Raw genomic sequence first — 14,235 nt, forward strand, 5'->3', positions numbered from 1 at the left:
TTATGAAAAAAATAATACTGGTAATACTTCTATTGAATATAAATTTGATTTTTTCTCAAAGTTACTTTGAGGGTAAAAATTTACACTGCGAATCAAAAGACCCAGAATCAATTAAATTATTCAACCTTGGAGTAGAAACTCTGTATTTAAACAAATCTTTAAATAAAAAGTATCTCCAAATGACTTCAAATATTTTTTTTAAAGCTTATGAAAAAGATACTACCTTTTGTGACGCATTGTTTTTCACAGGATATACATTAAGATTACTAGATGATAAAAAAGCTTTGGAATTTTATATTTTAGCAGACAGCTCTTATAATAAATCCATTGAATTTAAAACAAATTTAGCTGCTGAGGGTTTAAGATATGGAACAGAGAAATCTATTAGGATTTCACGAAAAAAATATAGCGAAATAATTCAGCTATTTCCTGACAGTCCGGAAGGATATTATGGATTTGCCCTTACCTCTCCTATTTTAGGAGACACCGAAAAGGGGCTTGAAAACATAAATATTGCAATAGAAAAATATAAAATCACAAATCCCAAACTAAACGATGATGTTATAGTTTTAAAGGGAATTCTACTTTCAGACAATGAAAAATACGAAGAAGGACTTGAATACTTAGATAAAGTTTATTCAATCTATAAAAAAGATTTTAATTTTAAAGTTCACTATTCATTATGCTTGCTTAAAGTTGCGGAAGCAAAAAAAGATGAAAAAATGAAACAGAAAGCTTTAAAAATTTATGAAAAAATAGAAGACAAAGATCAAATTTCAAAAGAAATACAAGAGAAGTTGATATTTTAAAGAATATAAAACGTTAGTAAAAAATAGAGTAGTTAATTCATTACTAAATCTCCACATAGGTTGTCATTTCGACCGAAGGGAGAAATCACACCAGAAATTCCACGAAGAATGTCGCCAATCTTTGTCGATCAACTAGTGTGATTTCTCCCTTCGGTCGAAATGACAAAAAAAGAAATAATTGCTTCTTTTGAAAACGATTGCCCTAGCCCCGATAGCAGCGGCATCCTTTTTATTGCTCCTTTAGCAATAAAAAGATATAGCGGATAGCGGGAAACCGCTTCTAATTTTAATTATTATCGTTTATATTTGCAGTTATTACACAACAAATAATTTAATTTCAATATTATATATAAAATGAAACACACAAAAGTTAAAGACTTATTAAACAGTACGACGACGCTTCAGGAGGTTAATGCAAAAGGATGGGTAAGAACTTTTAGAAATAATCAGTTCATCGCTCTTAATGACGGTTCTACCATTAATAATATACAATGTGTTGTTGATTTTGAAAATACACCTGACGAAACTTTAAAAAGAATCACTACTGGTGCTGCGGTTTCTGTAATTGGAACTTTGATCGAAAGTAAAGGTGCTGGTCAGAAATATGAAATTCAGGTGAACAAATTGGAAATCTTAGGAGATTCTGATGCAGAAAAATTCCCGATACAGCCAAAAAACAAACCTAGTTTAGATTTTTTACGCGAAAATGCTCATTTACGTGTTCGTACGAATATGTTTGGTGCAATTATGCGTGTGCGTTCGGTATTGTCGTTTGCGGTTCATAACTATTTTCAACAAAAAGGTTTTGTGTATGTAAATACGCCAATTATTACGGGTTCTGATGCTGAAGGTGCTGGAGAAATGTTTAAAGTTACGGCTTTACCTTTTGATAACACGCCAAGAACTGAAGACGGAAAAGTAAATTATAAAGAAGATTTCTTCGAAAAAGAAACCAACTTAACGGTTTCAGGACAATTAGAAGGTGAAACGTATGCAATGGCTTTGGGTCAGATTTATACTTTTGGACCAACTTTTAGAGCTGAAAACTCAAATACTTCTCGTCACCTTGCAGAATTTTGGATGATCGAGCCGGAAGTTGCTTTCAATAATCTTGATGACAACATGGATTTGGCTGAAGATTTTATTCAGTACGTAATTAAATACGCTTTAGACAATTGTCAGGATGATTTGAAGTTTTTAGAAGGAAGACTTTTAGACGAAGAAAAATCAAAACCTCAGGCAGAAAGAAGCGAAATGGCTTTGCTAGAGAAATTGAACTTTGTATTAGAGAACAACTTTAAACGTGTTTCTTATACTGAAGCTATTGACATTTTGAGAGATTCTACTCCAAACAAAAAGAAAAAATTTCAATATATCATCAACGAATGGGGAGCTGATTTACAGTCAGAACACGAGCGTTACTTGGTTGAAAAACACTTTAAATGTCCGGTAATCTTGTTTGATTACCCGGCAAATATTAAAGCGTTTTACATGCGTTTGAACGACAACACGGAGCCTGGAAGAGAAACGGTTCGTGCAATGGATATCCTTTTCCCCGGAATTGGAGAAATCGTTGGTGGTTCTGAAAGAGAAGAGCGCTACGACGTTTTGATCGAAAAAATGAAAGCGTTAGAAATCGATGAAGAAGAATTATCATGGTATTTAGACACCAGAAGATTTGGATCAGCAACTCACGCAGGTTTCGGACTTGGATTTGAGCGTTTAGTATTGTTTGTTACCGGAATGACAAACATTAGAGATGTAATTCCTTTCCCGAGAACTCCTGGAAATGCAGAGTTTTAATTTAAGGTTCTAAGGTACTGAGATATTAAGGTTCTAAGTTTTTAGAATGTAAATAAAAAAATAATTAACACGAATTTAATTCGTCAATATAAGATACTTAGCAGCTTAGCGCCTTAGTATCTTAGCAACTTTTTATATGCTAAAGCAATTTTTAAATTTAAAATTATCCCAAAAATTATCTCCTCAGCAAATTCAGCTGATGAAGTTAATTCAATTGCCTACGCAAGCTTTTGAGCAACGTTTATTAGAAGAAATGAACGAAAATCCGGCTCTGGAAGCTGGAAAAGAAGATGAATACGAAGCAGATGAATTTGCGAACGAAGAATACGACGATTATGATGATGCCGAATCAGACAGAATCGAAGCGGACGACATTAATATTGACGAATATTTAAGCGACGACGATACGCCGGATTATAAAACTCAGGTGAATAATTATAGCGAAGACGAAGAACGTGAAACTCCTTTTGCTTCTCCGATAAGTTTTCATCAGGATTTAATTAATCAGTTGAATACTTTTATCCTGAATGATGAAGAACGCGAAATCGCGGAATTCCTTGTTGGTAGTATCGATGATATGGGTTATATACGCAGAAGTGTTCCGGATATTGTAGATGATATGGCTTTTACTCAGGGTATTTATACAGATGAGAAAATGGTCGAGAAAATGCTGCATGTTATTCACGAATTAGAACCTTCAGGAGTTGGAGCACGTGATTTGCAGGAATGCTTATTATTGCAATTAAAGCACAAAACACCAACCGAATATGTTGATTTGGCAATTGATATCATCGAAAATCAATTTGATGCTTTTACCAAAAAACATTACGACAAACTGCTTCAAAAATATGCAGTTTCAAATGAACAGCTTAAAAAAGCGATTCACGAAATTGAAAGATTAAACCCAAAACCAGGCGGATCTTTTACAGGAAACAATAAAGTTACTGAAAATGTGGTTCCTGATTTCGCTATTAGAATTGTTGACGGTGAGCTGGAACTGACCTTAAACGGAAGAAATGCCCCTTCCCTGCACGTTTCTAAGGATTATCAGGAAATGATGCAGACGTATAAAGATTCACGTGATAAGTCATCGGCACAAAAAGACGCGGTTCAGTTTATCAAGCAAAAACTGGATTCGGCCAAATGGTTTATTGATGCGATCAGACAACGTCAGGAAACGCTGTTTGTAACCATGAATGCGATTATGCATTATCAGGAAGAATTCTTTTTAGATGGTGATGAAACCAAACTAAAACCAATGATCCTAAAAGACATTGCAGATATGGTTGGATTAGATATTTCGACTATTTCGCGTGTTGCCAACAGCAAATATGTTGAAACACCATATGGAACAAAACTAATCAAGGAATTTTTCTCTGAAGCGATGAAAAACGATCAGGGAGAAGATGTTTCGACTTTAGAAATCAAAAAGATTCTTAAAAATACAATTGAAGAAGAAGACAAAAAGAAACCTTTGCCAGACGATCAATTGGCTGATATCCTAAAGGAAAAAGGATACCCTATCGCCAGAAGAACTATTGCAAAATACCGTGAGCAATTAGATATTCCGGTAGCGAGAATGAGAAAGAAAATTTAAAATTTCTCTAACCATATAAGAAATATAAGTTCATTTAAATAGCAAACCCGACAGATTTAAAATCTGTCGGGTTTTATTTTATATTATTACTGCATATTAAACCGGATTAAAATCTGGCTTTACAAAATGGTTCGAGCCGAAGGGTCTTTAATAGGTTCCAAAGGAACCAATTATATTGTAGAGCTGGACTTCAGTCCAGTTTAAATTAGGAATGCATAAATTTAAAAACAGAAAACCCAACAAATCAAAATCTGTTGGGTTTTCTTTAATTCAAACATCAGTTTTATTTATACTGATCAGGTAATATCTTTATATCAAACAAAAATACTTTTTTCTTGTCATAGTAATTATAAATCAATGTATAATCACTATCTCTAAAAACCTGAAGTCCGGGATTTGCTTTAGCAGTGCTAATCAGACTTTTTTCTATTTCTTCTTGTATGATATTGATTTCTGCTTTTTCTTTCTCGACATTCAATAATGTCAAATTATACTGAACAACTCTCTGATCAGGTAAACTCACGCTGTCTAAACGAATACCTTCCTGAATTGTAAGTGGGCAATTTTTATTGTATTTCCCAACTAATTCTTTTATTTCGCTATTTACTTCATTTGCACTTTTAGAAAGATAAAACTGAAATAAGACAACTAAAACCAATGCGATTCCAATTACAATTAATAGTAAAATATTTTGTTTTCTTTTACTCTGTTTTTCTTCCATATGTTTACTAGAACTTAATTGAATATTACTTTTCCTGACTTTTTTTCATTGCATTATAATATGCCGCACGGCTTAATGGCTCATATTCTTCGGTTTCACCAAGCATAACTAACTTATCATTATCTGTTTTACGAAAACTATAATTGGCAAGATTTCCTGTTCTGGTACAAACGGCATGAACTTTAGTAACATATTCTGCGGTTGCCATAAGTGCCGGCATTGGCCCGAAAGGATTTCCTTTAAAGTCCATATCAAGTCCTGCAACTATCACACGAATTCCCTGATTGGCAAGATCATTACAAACTGTAACAATCTCATCATCAAAAAACTGCGCTTCATCAATCCCAATAACATCGCAGCCTTGTGCTAATATAGCAATGTTTGCTGCGGCAGGAACCGGTGTTGAGCGAATTTCGTTAGCATCATGAGAAACTACCATTTCATCATGATAACGGGTATCAATAGCGGGTTTAAAAATTTCGACTCTTTGTTTGGCAAATTGGGCACGTTTTAATCTGCGGATTAATTCCTCGGTTTTACCCGAAAACATTGATCCACAAATAACTTCAATCCAACCAAATTGTTCTTTGTGATTTACTGTATTTTCGAGAAACATTTTGTATTTTTCTACCTTTAAAAATGAATAGTTTTTATTACTTTGTACTGGTAATAAATCGATGTGAAAAATTGCTGTTTTTACACTTTTTCAAAAGTAGAAAATTTTTATCAAATCGAAGATTCGCAAACGCTTATTAACAGAAATAAAAAAATATCTCTCAGATTTCTACCCGTAATAAAGACATTCAAATACAAAATATACTAAAATACCCTATTCACTATAATTTCAACAGTTATGAAAAAAAAATTGGAAGCCGATTTAATCAGTATTGCACATCGAATTTTAAAACTTAAAAATAAATCCGATATCAATCAATTATATCTTGAAACGCAGAAATTATACGAGAAATTAGCGGTTTTAAAATTTGTTGATGAAAATTTTGATGCTTTAAAACCAACTATTGGTCACAGCCAGATTAGCACTGAAATTGAATCTATCTTTGACAAAGAAGAAACAATACCTGCCGAAGTTAAAATCGAAGAACCAGTTGCAACTGAAGAATCTCCGATTGAAACTATAGCTGAACCAGAAATTGCAGCAGAAATTAAAACGGAAGAAGTTGAAGAAGAAATTATTGCAGAAGTTGAGGAAGAAATTGCTACAGAAGTTTCTGAAGAAGTAATTCCGGAGCCAACTGTTGAAACTATTGCTGAACCTGTTGCTGAAATTATAGAAGAACCTGTTGTTGAAAAAATCGAAGAACCAATTTTTGAAACAAAAAAAGAAGAAGTACAAACTCCTGATGAAACTTCGTTTAGAACATTCAGTGATCTTAAACCAATTCCGGATTTGGATTTTAAACCTGCTTTTGAATTAGATCAGACTGAGGAGAAACAACCGGAAAAAGAAGAACCAAAAGCGGAAACTCCATCAAAACCAGAACCTATCACGATCTCATTTGAGGATTTTGGAATTAATTATGCTGATGCTCAGTTTGTAAAAGTAGATAGTTTTGAAAACGTTATTCCTACTCCAACTCCTGTAACTAATGAATATAAAGAGAAAAAAGAAATCATAGAAACTGTTGTTACAGAAAAACCCGCAGAAACAAAAGCTGCAACTCTAAACGAAAAACTGGCAAAAGGTTTTCATATTGATTTAAATGACCGAATTGCTTTTACAAAAAACCTTTTCGGAAATAGTTCTGAAGATTACAGCCGCGTTTTAAACCAACTTTTAACTTTTGACAGTTATGCAGAAGCTCAGGATTTTATAGAGAATATGGTAAAACCGGATTATAATAACTGGGAAGGAAAAGACGATTATGCAGAACGTTTTCTGGAAATTGTAGAGAAGAAATTCTCATAACTTTCCTATCTCTCATTTTACATTTCACATAAAAAATTATGTCTAAATTATATATCGTTCCAACGCCAATTGGCAATCTTGAAGACATGACTTTTCGTGCTATCAGGATTCTGAAAGAAGTAGATTTAATCTTGGCGGAAGACACCAGAACCAGTGGCAAATTGCTGAAGCATTTTGAAATTGGCACGCACATGCACAGCCATCACATGCACAACGAACACAAAACAACCGAGAATTTAATTGCTCGTTTGAAAGCCGGTGAAACTATTGCCCTGATTTCAGATGCCGGAACTCCGGCAATCTCAGATCCCGGTTTTTTATTGACACGCGCTTGTGTTGAAAACAAAATCGAAGTAGAATGTTTACCCGGAGCAACTGCTTTTGTACCTGCTTTAGTAAATAGCGGATTACCAAACGACAAATTTATATTTGAAGGTTTTTTGCCTGATAAAAAAGGACGTCAGACTCGGTTTTTGGCTTTAGCCGAAGAGACCAGAACGATGATTTTATACGTTTCGCCACATAAACTCGTTAAGACTTTAGCTGAATTTATCCAATATTTTGGCGAAGACAGACAAGTTTGTGTTTCACGAGAATTATCAAAACTACACGAAGAAAACGTACGCGGAACCGCAAGAGAAGTTTTAACCCATTTTGAAAAAACAGCACCACGAGGTGAAATTGTCGTAGTCGTTGCTGGAAAAACAATAACAAAAGAACCTAAGAAAAGTAAATTCTCTAAGGATCAAGAAGAAACAGAAGAAGATTAAATTATTTAAGCCACAGATTAAAATGATTCTCACAGATTAATAAAAAGTTGCCACAAATTGCACAAATTTTCGCTAATTAAATTCGTGATAATTGGTGAAATTCGTGGCAAAAAATCATTCGAATCATTTTAATCGGTGGCAGAAAAACAACACATAACATGAGCATCCAAGCCTTTTTAGAAAAAGTAAAACAAACTCCAAACGAAATAACATTTCCGGAAACTATTGCAATAATTGAAGAAAATTACAACTTTACTCCAACAGCTTTCCAAAACGGAACACAACACAATGCAGCCGGAGAAAATTCTGGTTCTTGTAAATTATTTTCTTTTGCAAAATTGCAAAACTTAAGTAATGAAGAAACTTTAGCGTGTTTTGGAGCATTTTACTTTCAAGAAGTTTTGGGAGATCCAAACGGAACAAATCACCAAAACATTAGAAATTTCATCAATTTAGGCTGGGACGGAATTAAATTTGAAGGAAACGCTTTAGAAGCGAAATAATATTAGATTGCAAAATGTAGATTTTTTAAATCTGCTTTATTCCAAAATCCATAAACCTTAATAAAAGTTCAAGCTTCGTTATTTTTCGCGTTTTTGTCATTTCGACGAAGGAGAAATCTTCGCGAGAAGCTCGACAAAGATTGGATTCTCATTACGGAGTTACTTGCGAAGATTTCTCCTTCGTCGAAATGACAATGATTGTGGTTATTTTGCGCAAGACTAACGTTCCTTACAGTCTTGGTTTAAACTTTGACAAAAGTAAAAGTGAATATTTTTGCCACAGATTGAAAAGATTAACACAGATTAAAAAAATCCTTTTAAAATCATTTAATCTGTGACAATAAAAAAATTACATATCACATTAAACGATTTTCGATTTCTACAATCTAAAATCTACACTCTAAAATCAAAAATCAACCATGCGTTGGACATTAAAACCAAAACCTTCTCAAGATAAAGTCAAACATTTGGCGCAAGCCCTAAATGTAGAAGATTTTGTAGCAACACTTTTGATTCAGCGTGGCATTGAAACTTTCGAAGATGCCAAAAATTTCTTTCGCCCTTCATTAGACCATCTTCATGATCCTTTCCTGATGAAAGACATGGACAAAGCCGTTTCAAGGATAGAATTGGCGATCGAAAATCAGGAAAACATCTTAGTCTTTGGCGATTATGATGTCGACGGAACAACGGCTGTTTCTTTGGTTTCGGCTTATTTAAAATCACATTATCCTAATATTGCCACTTATATTCCGGATCGTTATCTGGAAGGTTACGGAATTTCTTTTAAAGGAATTGACTTTGCCGATGATAACGGATTTTCTTTAATCATCGCGCTCGATTGTGGTATTAAATCCATCGATCATATTGCTTACGCGAAAGAAAAAAACATCGACTTTATTATTTGTGATCACCACAGACCCGGAGAATTTCTTCCCGATGCGGTTGCGATTTTAGACCCAAAAAGAGAAGATTGTTCCTATCCTTATGATGAATTATGTGGTTGTGGCGTTGGTTTTAAATTGATTCAGGCGCTAGGAACAAACAGAAATGAAACTATAGAAGATTTGATTCCATATCTGGATTTAGTTGCCACAGCAATTGCAGCCGATATCGTGCCAATCACAGGCGAAAACAGGGTTCTGGCTTACTACGGATTGCAAGTCATTAATTCAGATCCAAGACCGGGAATTAAAGCTTTGGTACATCAGGTAAAAAAGAAAACACTTGACATTACCGATGTTGTTTTTATTATTTCTCCCCGAATAAATGCGGCTGGAAGAATCAAACACGGTAATCATGCTGTTGAATTATTGACTGAATTCAATTTTGAACAAGCACAGCAATTTGCATCCGAAATTGAACAATATAACTCCGACCGGAAAGATCTCGACAAACAAATTACCAAAGAAGCTTTTCAGCAAATCCTGACCAATAATGAACAAGATCGATTTTCGACTGTTGTGTTTCAGGAAGACTGGCACAAAGGCGTAATCGGAATTGTAGCGTCACGACTTATTGAGACTTATTATCGCCCAACTTTGGTTTTTACTAAAAGTGGTGATAAATATGCTGCATCTGCAAGATCTGTAAAAGGATTTGATGTTTACAATGCCCTTGATGCCTGCTCTGAACATTTAGAACAATTTGGAGGTCATATGTACGCGGCAGGAATGACTTTGAAAGCGGAGAACTATAAAACCTTCAAAGATGCTTTTGAAAAACAAGTTCAGGAAACCATTTTACCCGAAATGCGTACTCCGGAAATAGAAGTTGATGCTGAAATTAACTTTAGTGATATCACTCCAAAACTAATCCGGATTTTAAAACAATTCGAACCTTTTGGACCTCTGAACATGACGCCTGTTTTTATCACCAAAGAGGTAAAAGATACTGGTTATGCCAAAACTTTAGGCGCAGAGGAAGAACATTTGAGACTTTTTGTGAAGCAATATAATTCAGATGGAATTGCTGCAATAGGTTTTGGGCTTGGAAAAAAATTAGACATTACAAAAAATCAAAATACTTTTCAGCTGGCATATTCATTGGCTGAAAACGAGTGGAACGGAACCGTTTCGACTCAACTTATGCTAAAAGATATTAGAACAAATGACGAATAAAACAGAAAAGCGAGATCCTTATCAGGCATTGCGCTACAGAGAATTTAATGTTTTTTTATTATTGCGTTTTGCTATGGTTTTTGCCTGGGCTATGCAATTTATCGTGATCGAATGGGAAGTTTACAGTTTGACTAAAAACCCGCTTTCGCTAGGAATTATTGGTTTAATGGAAGTTATTCCGGCAGTTGGTATGGCTTTATTTGCCGGACATATTGTGGATCAAAAAGAAAAGAAGGGATTATTGGTAAAATGTATTTTGGGATTTTCTGTAATTAGCTTTGGATTGTTTTTATTGACCTGGCCAAGAGTTGTCGGCGATTTATCTCCAACGATTATTTTATATTCAATTTATACATTAGTTTTTTTAGGCGGATTAGTCAGAGCTTTTCTTGGGCCAACTATTTTCTCTCTTCTATCGTTGATTATTCCTAAAAAAGCATATCCAAATGCTGCTACATGGAGTAGTTCGGTTTGGCAAATTGGAGCTGTTATGGGACCGGCGCTGGCTGGATTCTCAATTAACTGGATTGGAGTTCACTGGTCAATGTGTTTGGTTTTTGGATTCTCAATTCTTTCCTTAATTGCCTTATCTCAGATCAGTAAAAAACCAATCACAAATCCAAAGATTGGAGAATCGATAAAAGACAGCCTTGCAGAAGGTTTGAATTTTGTATTTAAAAACCAAATAGTTTTAGGCGCTTTATCGCTTGATATGATTGCAGTACTTTTTGGTGGAGCTGTAGCATTATTACCTGTTTTTGCTCAGGATATTTTAAAAGTTGGTGCTGAAGGTTTTGGTATTTTAAGAGCCGCTCCAGCAGTAGGAGCTTTTATTACCATGCTAGTTTCTGCATATGTGCCTTTATATAAAAATGCAGGAAAGAAGCTTTTAATAGCCATATTTATTTTCGGATTATCGATCATCTTATTTGGTCTTTCTACTTCATTCTGGCTTTCTGTTTTCGCTTTATTTTTAAGTGGACTTGCTGACGGAATTTCTGTAGTAATTCGCCAAACGATTTTACAGCTTAAAACTCCAGATCATATGCGTGGACGAGTTGGTGCTGTAAACTCAATTTTTGTTGGATCTTCGAATGAATTAGGCGCTTTTGAAAGTGGTGCAACGGCTAAATTAATGGGAACTGTAACTTCTGTTGTTTTTGGAGGAAGTGTTACACTTTTAACTGTTATTGTAACAGCATTAAAATCGCCAACATTTAGAAAATTAGATCTTAATAAGGATATGGAAGATCACCAAAATATGGAGTAATCTTTTTCAACCATATCAATACTATAAGTTCATTCAAAATACTGAACTTCATCTTGAACAGACTCCAGTTTTAATTGGAGTTTTTTTATGAGTCATCGATTCGGATTAGCCAAAATTAAAAACTCTATATCATGACCTTCTATCACTTATATAGTGAAACATTTTTTCAAATTTTATGATTTTTTATTTAGAACTAATATAAATAGTATTTATATTTGTTGCAATAAAAGTATCTGTAATGAGAGAAATAGAACAATTATACCACAACAACTTCGGGATTGCTTTTTACTGGAAAAAAGAAAACGAAACGATAACCGATAAAATACAATTGGTTTTTAAGGAAACCGGATTTTATTTTACGATTCAGGAGTTGAATTATTTTTGTGATTTAATCGAAGACAGCATGATCGAAAATGCTTGTTGTGAAGCTTGCGAATTAAAAAACTCTTGTCATAAATTTTTACTCAAAACACCTTGTGCTTCTATAGATTTAGCGGTTTCGATCAAAGAACTAAAATCTATTAAAGATCTTGTCGAAGGATCTTTATTTAGAATTGAGCTTGATGAATATGTTTACGGAGTTGGCTTAAATTAAGAAACATTCTAAATGTTTTAACAACATCTTTTCATTATCTAAATATATTTTGATTTTATTCAAAAAAAAGTATATTTACTATAATGAAAATAGTACGTATTCTTTTTACTTTGATTGTTTCGATTGCTTTTCTAACGAGCTGCAAAAACGAAGATGACAATTACATTGACCCACGCGGAACGGATTATGCCGGTTCTCAAAGCTGTATTCAATGCCATCAAACTCAATATGAAAATGCTTTTCATAGTTCGCATTTCAAAGCAACTTCACCTGCTACCAAAGAAAATATCTTAGGACATTTTAAAAATGGCCGCAATACTTTTGTTTATGATACAGAAACAAAACTGGTTATGGAAGAGCGCAATGACAGTCTTTATCAGGTTCTTTATAAAAACGGAAAAGAAGTTGAAGCGCATCCATTTGAAGTTATTTTTGGAACCAAACATGCCCAAACCAGTGCTTTTTGGCAAAATCATTATACATACGAATTACCTGTCTCTTACTACAAATCTTTAAATAGTTGGGCAACAAGTCCGGGATATTCAGCATCTAAAGTAAACTTTGAACGAAAAATTGACAAGGAGTGTTATGGCTGTCATAGTTCTAATATTGCAAGCCGTTATGTAACTACAAGTTCAGACAGTATTACTTTTATGAACCAGGAAGTAGAGGATTTTATGAATCCGAAAACCTTAGTTTACGGAATTGATTGTGAACGTTGCCATGGACCTGCTAAACAACATGTTCAAAAACATTTAAAATTTCCTGATTTAAAAATTGCACAAAACATAACTTCATTTAAAAAGCTGAGCAGACAGCAAAAAATTGATGCTTGTGCTTTATGCCATTCCGGAAATGATAAACTAAAAGTAAAATCACGTTTTGAATTTAAACCCGGAGATGATTTATTAGAATATTTCAGGGGAGTTCCGGGATCTAATGACAGTATTCATTTTGATGTTCACGGGAATCAATTGGGGTTATTATCTCAAAGTAAATGTTTTAAAAAGAGCGAAACCATGGATTGTATGACTTGTCATAATCCGCATGCCAATGCTTCTCAAAATCTGGTGAGTTATTCTAAAATATGCATGAGTTGCCATCAGGGAATAAAACACAACGCTACGACCGTAAAAACAACCTCAGCAAGCATATTAGCTAACAATTGTGTGGAATGTCATATGCCAAAGAAAATGTCTAATGCAATCACTTTTCAGCTTTCACAAAACAAAAACAAGTCAAATTACATTTTGAGAACGCACAAAATTGGAATTTATCCCAGCAATAAAAAGTAATTATTGTTCGAATTTTTGAAGTTCAAAAGTTTCCCCATCAAAAACTCCGTAGGTAAAATAACCAATCCAGTCGCCCAGATTTACATATTTTGCGTCTTGTCCCACCTCTATGATCATAGGTAAATGACGGTGTCCAAAAATAAAATAATTATAATGTTTGGTTTCCAGTTTACGTTTGGCGTATAGAACCAGCCATTCGTTTTCTTCGCCTAAAAATTTTACATCTTCATCGCCTGAAATCAGTTTATTTTTAACTGATAAATATTGTGCAAGACTTACACCAACATCAGGATGCAACCAACGAAAAAGCCATTTTGAAAAAGGATTTGTAAATACCTTTTTCATTCGTTTATATCCTTTATCACCAGGACCTTTTCCGTCGCCATGACCAATTAAGAATGTTTTTCCGTTAAAAGTAAATTCCTTATTATCATGATAAACCGGAATATTCAATTCGGTTTGAAAGTAATCGTTCATCCATAAATCGTGATTTCCCACAAAAAAATAGACAGGAATACCACTATCACGAATTTCAGCTAATTTACCCAAAACACGTACAAAACCTTTTGGAACAACTGTTTTATATTCGAACCAAAAATCGAATAAATCGCCTAATAAAAAAATAGCTTCTGCATCTTGCTTTACAACATCTAACCATGCTACAAATTTTTGTTCACGCGGCAAACTCAACTCAGGAGTTGGAGCACCAAAATGCTGATCTGAAGCAAAATATACTTTTTTCATGTATTGTGAGATGTGGTTTGTGAGATGTGGTTTGTGAGATGTAGTTTGTGAGATGTGAAACGTTTTACCTTTCACAATTTA

General features: G+C 34.0%; 13 protein-coding genes. 10 read left to right on the forward strand and 3 right to left on the reverse strand.

The window, feature by feature from the left end; translation table 11 throughout:
- Nucleotides 1-2 precede the first annotated feature (2 nt).
- The 3 genes from RC62_RS06540 (at nt 3) to rpoN (ending at nt 4,209) form a co-directional block, all read left to right on the forward strand.
- Complete coding sequence (locus RC62_RS06540) at nt 3-809, forward strand: hypothetical protein (protein ID WP_055093785.1); 807 nt, start codon at nt 3-5, stop codon at nt 807-809.
- Nucleotides 810-1,163: 354 nt separating this feature from the next.
- Nucleotides 1,164-2,612 carry an asparagine--tRNA ligase gene (gene asnS, locus RC62_RS06545; protein WP_055093787.1) on the forward strand — a complete coding sequence of 483 codons (1,449 nt, stop codon included), beginning with the start codon at nt 1,164-1,166 and terminating at the stop codon, nt 2,610-2,612.
- Between the two features lie 136 nt (nt 2,613-2,748).
- Entirely contained in the window at nt 2,749-4,209 is a 1,461-nt protein-coding gene (rpoN, locus tag RC62_RS06550; protein WP_055093789.1) for an RNA polymerase factor sigma-54, read from the forward strand.
- A gap of 283 nt (nt 4,210-4,492) precedes the next feature.
- On the opposite strand, the gene RC62_RS06555 is transcribed toward rpoN, so the two are convergent.
- The gene (locus RC62_RS06555) at nt 4,493-4,930 is read right to left on the reverse strand and encodes a hypothetical protein (RefSeq protein ID WP_055093790.1); all 438 of its coding nucleotides are present in this window, start codon (nt 4,928-4,930) and stop codon (nt 4,493-4,495) included.
- 25 nt (nt 4,931-4,955) lie between these two features.
- Nucleotides 4,956-5,546: a thymidine kinase gene (locus RC62_RS06560; protein ID WP_029270718.1), complete on the reverse strand. Its 591-nt coding sequence runs from the start codon at nt 5,544-5,546 to the stop codon at nt 4,956-4,958.
- Nucleotides 5,547-5,783: 237 nt separating this feature from the next.
- On the opposite strand from RC62_RS06560, the gene RC62_RS06565 reads away from it, so the two are divergent.
- From RC62_RS06565 to RC62_RS06595, 7 genes are all read left to right on the forward strand, one after another.
- Complete coding sequence (locus RC62_RS06565) at nt 5,784-6,857, forward strand: hypothetical protein (RefSeq protein ID WP_055093792.1); 1,074 nt, start codon at nt 5,784-5,786, stop codon at nt 6,855-6,857.
- 38 nt (nt 6,858-6,895) lie between these two features.
- A complete protein-coding gene (gene rsmI / locus RC62_RS06570) occupies nt 6,896-7,627 on the forward strand; it encodes a 16S rRNA (cytidine(1402)-2'-O)-methyltransferase (protein ID WP_055093794.1) in 732 nt (243 codons plus the stop codon).
- 158 nt (nt 7,628-7,785) lie between these two features.
- On the forward strand, nt 7,786-8,130 hold the full coding sequence (locus RC62_RS06575) for a HopJ type III effector protein (RefSeq protein WP_055093795.1): 345 nt from the start codon (nt 7,786-7,788) through the stop codon (nt 8,128-8,130).
- A gap of 419 nt (nt 8,131-8,549) precedes the next feature.
- Nucleotides 8,550-10,250, forward strand: a complete 1,701-nt coding sequence (recJ, locus tag RC62_RS06580; protein ID WP_055093797.1) for a single-stranded-DNA-specific exonuclease RecJ — start codon at nt 8,550-8,552, stop codon at nt 10,248-10,250.
- Nucleotides 10,240-11,520 carry an MFS transporter gene (locus RC62_RS06585; protein ID WP_055093799.1) on the forward strand — a complete coding sequence of 427 codons (1,281 nt, stop codon included), beginning with the start codon at nt 10,240-10,242 and terminating at the stop codon, nt 11,518-11,520. The genes recJ and RC62_RS06585 overlap by 11 nt, the downstream gene beginning before the upstream one ends.
- A gap of 238 nt (nt 11,521-11,758) precedes the next feature.
- Entirely contained in the window at nt 11,759-12,115 is a 357-nt protein-coding gene (locus RC62_RS06590; protein ID WP_055093800.1) for a hypothetical protein, read from the forward strand.
- A gap of 83 nt (nt 12,116-12,198) precedes the next feature.
- A complete protein-coding gene (locus RC62_RS06595; protein WP_055093804.1) occupies nt 12,199-13,410 on the forward strand; it encodes a cytochrome c3 family protein in 1,212 nt (403 codons plus the stop codon).
- Here the strand turns inward: RC62_RS06595 and RC62_RS06600 are convergent, their stop codons facing one another.
- Nucleotides 13,411-14,154, reverse strand: a complete 744-nt coding sequence (locus RC62_RS06600; protein WP_055093806.1) for a UDP-2,3-diacylglucosamine diphosphatase — start codon at nt 14,152-14,154, stop codon at nt 13,411-13,413.
- Nucleotides 14,155-14,235: the final 81 nt, after the last annotated feature.

Origin of the sequence: Flavobacterium aquidurense, from assembly GCF_001404985.1 — a bacterium.
Taxonomy (GTDB): domain Bacteria; phylum Bacteroidota; class Bacteroidia; order Flavobacteriales; family Flavobacteriaceae; genus Flavobacterium; species Flavobacterium aquidurense_B.

Coding starts and splice junctions, on each gene's coding strand:
- RC62_RS06540 (WP_055093785.1), top strand. CDS start 3: ATGAAAAAAATAATACTGGTAATACTTCTATTGAATATAAATTTGATT.
- asnS (WP_055093787.1), top strand. CDS start 1,164: ATGAAACACACAAAAGTTAAAGACTTATTAAACAGTACGACGACGCTT.
- rpoN (WP_055093789.1), top strand. CDS start 2,749: ATGCTAAAGCAATTTTTAAATTTAAAATTATCCCAAAAATTATCTCCT.
- RC62_RS06555 (WP_055093790.1), bottom strand. CDS start 4,930: ATGGAAGAAAAACAGAGTAAAAGAAAACAAAATATTTTACTATTAATT.
- RC62_RS06560 (WP_029270718.1), bottom strand. CDS start 5,546: ATGTTTCTCGAAAATACAGTAAATCACAAAGAACAATTTGGTTGGATT.
- RC62_RS06565 (WP_055093792.1), top strand. CDS start 5,784: ATGAAAAAAAAATTGGAAGCCGATTTAATCAGTATTGCACATCGAATT.
- rsmI (WP_055093794.1), top strand. CDS start 6,896: ATGTCTAAATTATATATCGTTCCAACGCCAATTGGCAATCTTGAAGAC.
- RC62_RS06575 (WP_055093795.1), top strand. CDS start 7,786: ATGAGCATCCAAGCCTTTTTAGAAAAAGTAAAACAAACTCCAAACGAA.
- recJ (WP_055093797.1), top strand. CDS start 8,550: ATGCGTTGGACATTAAAACCAAAACCTTCTCAAGATAAAGTCAAACAT.
- RC62_RS06585 (WP_055093799.1), top strand. CDS start 10,240: ATGACGAATAAAACAGAAAAGCGAGATCCTTATCAGGCATTGCGCTAC.
- RC62_RS06590 (WP_055093800.1), top strand. CDS start 11,759: ATGAGAGAAATAGAACAATTATACCACAACAACTTCGGGATTGCTTTT.
- RC62_RS06595 (WP_055093804.1), top strand. CDS start 12,199: ATGAAAATAGTACGTATTCTTTTTACTTTGATTGTTTCGATTGCTTTT.
- RC62_RS06600 (WP_055093806.1), bottom strand. CDS start 14,154: ATGAAAAAAGTATATTTTGCTTCAGATCAGCATTTTGGTGCTCCAACT.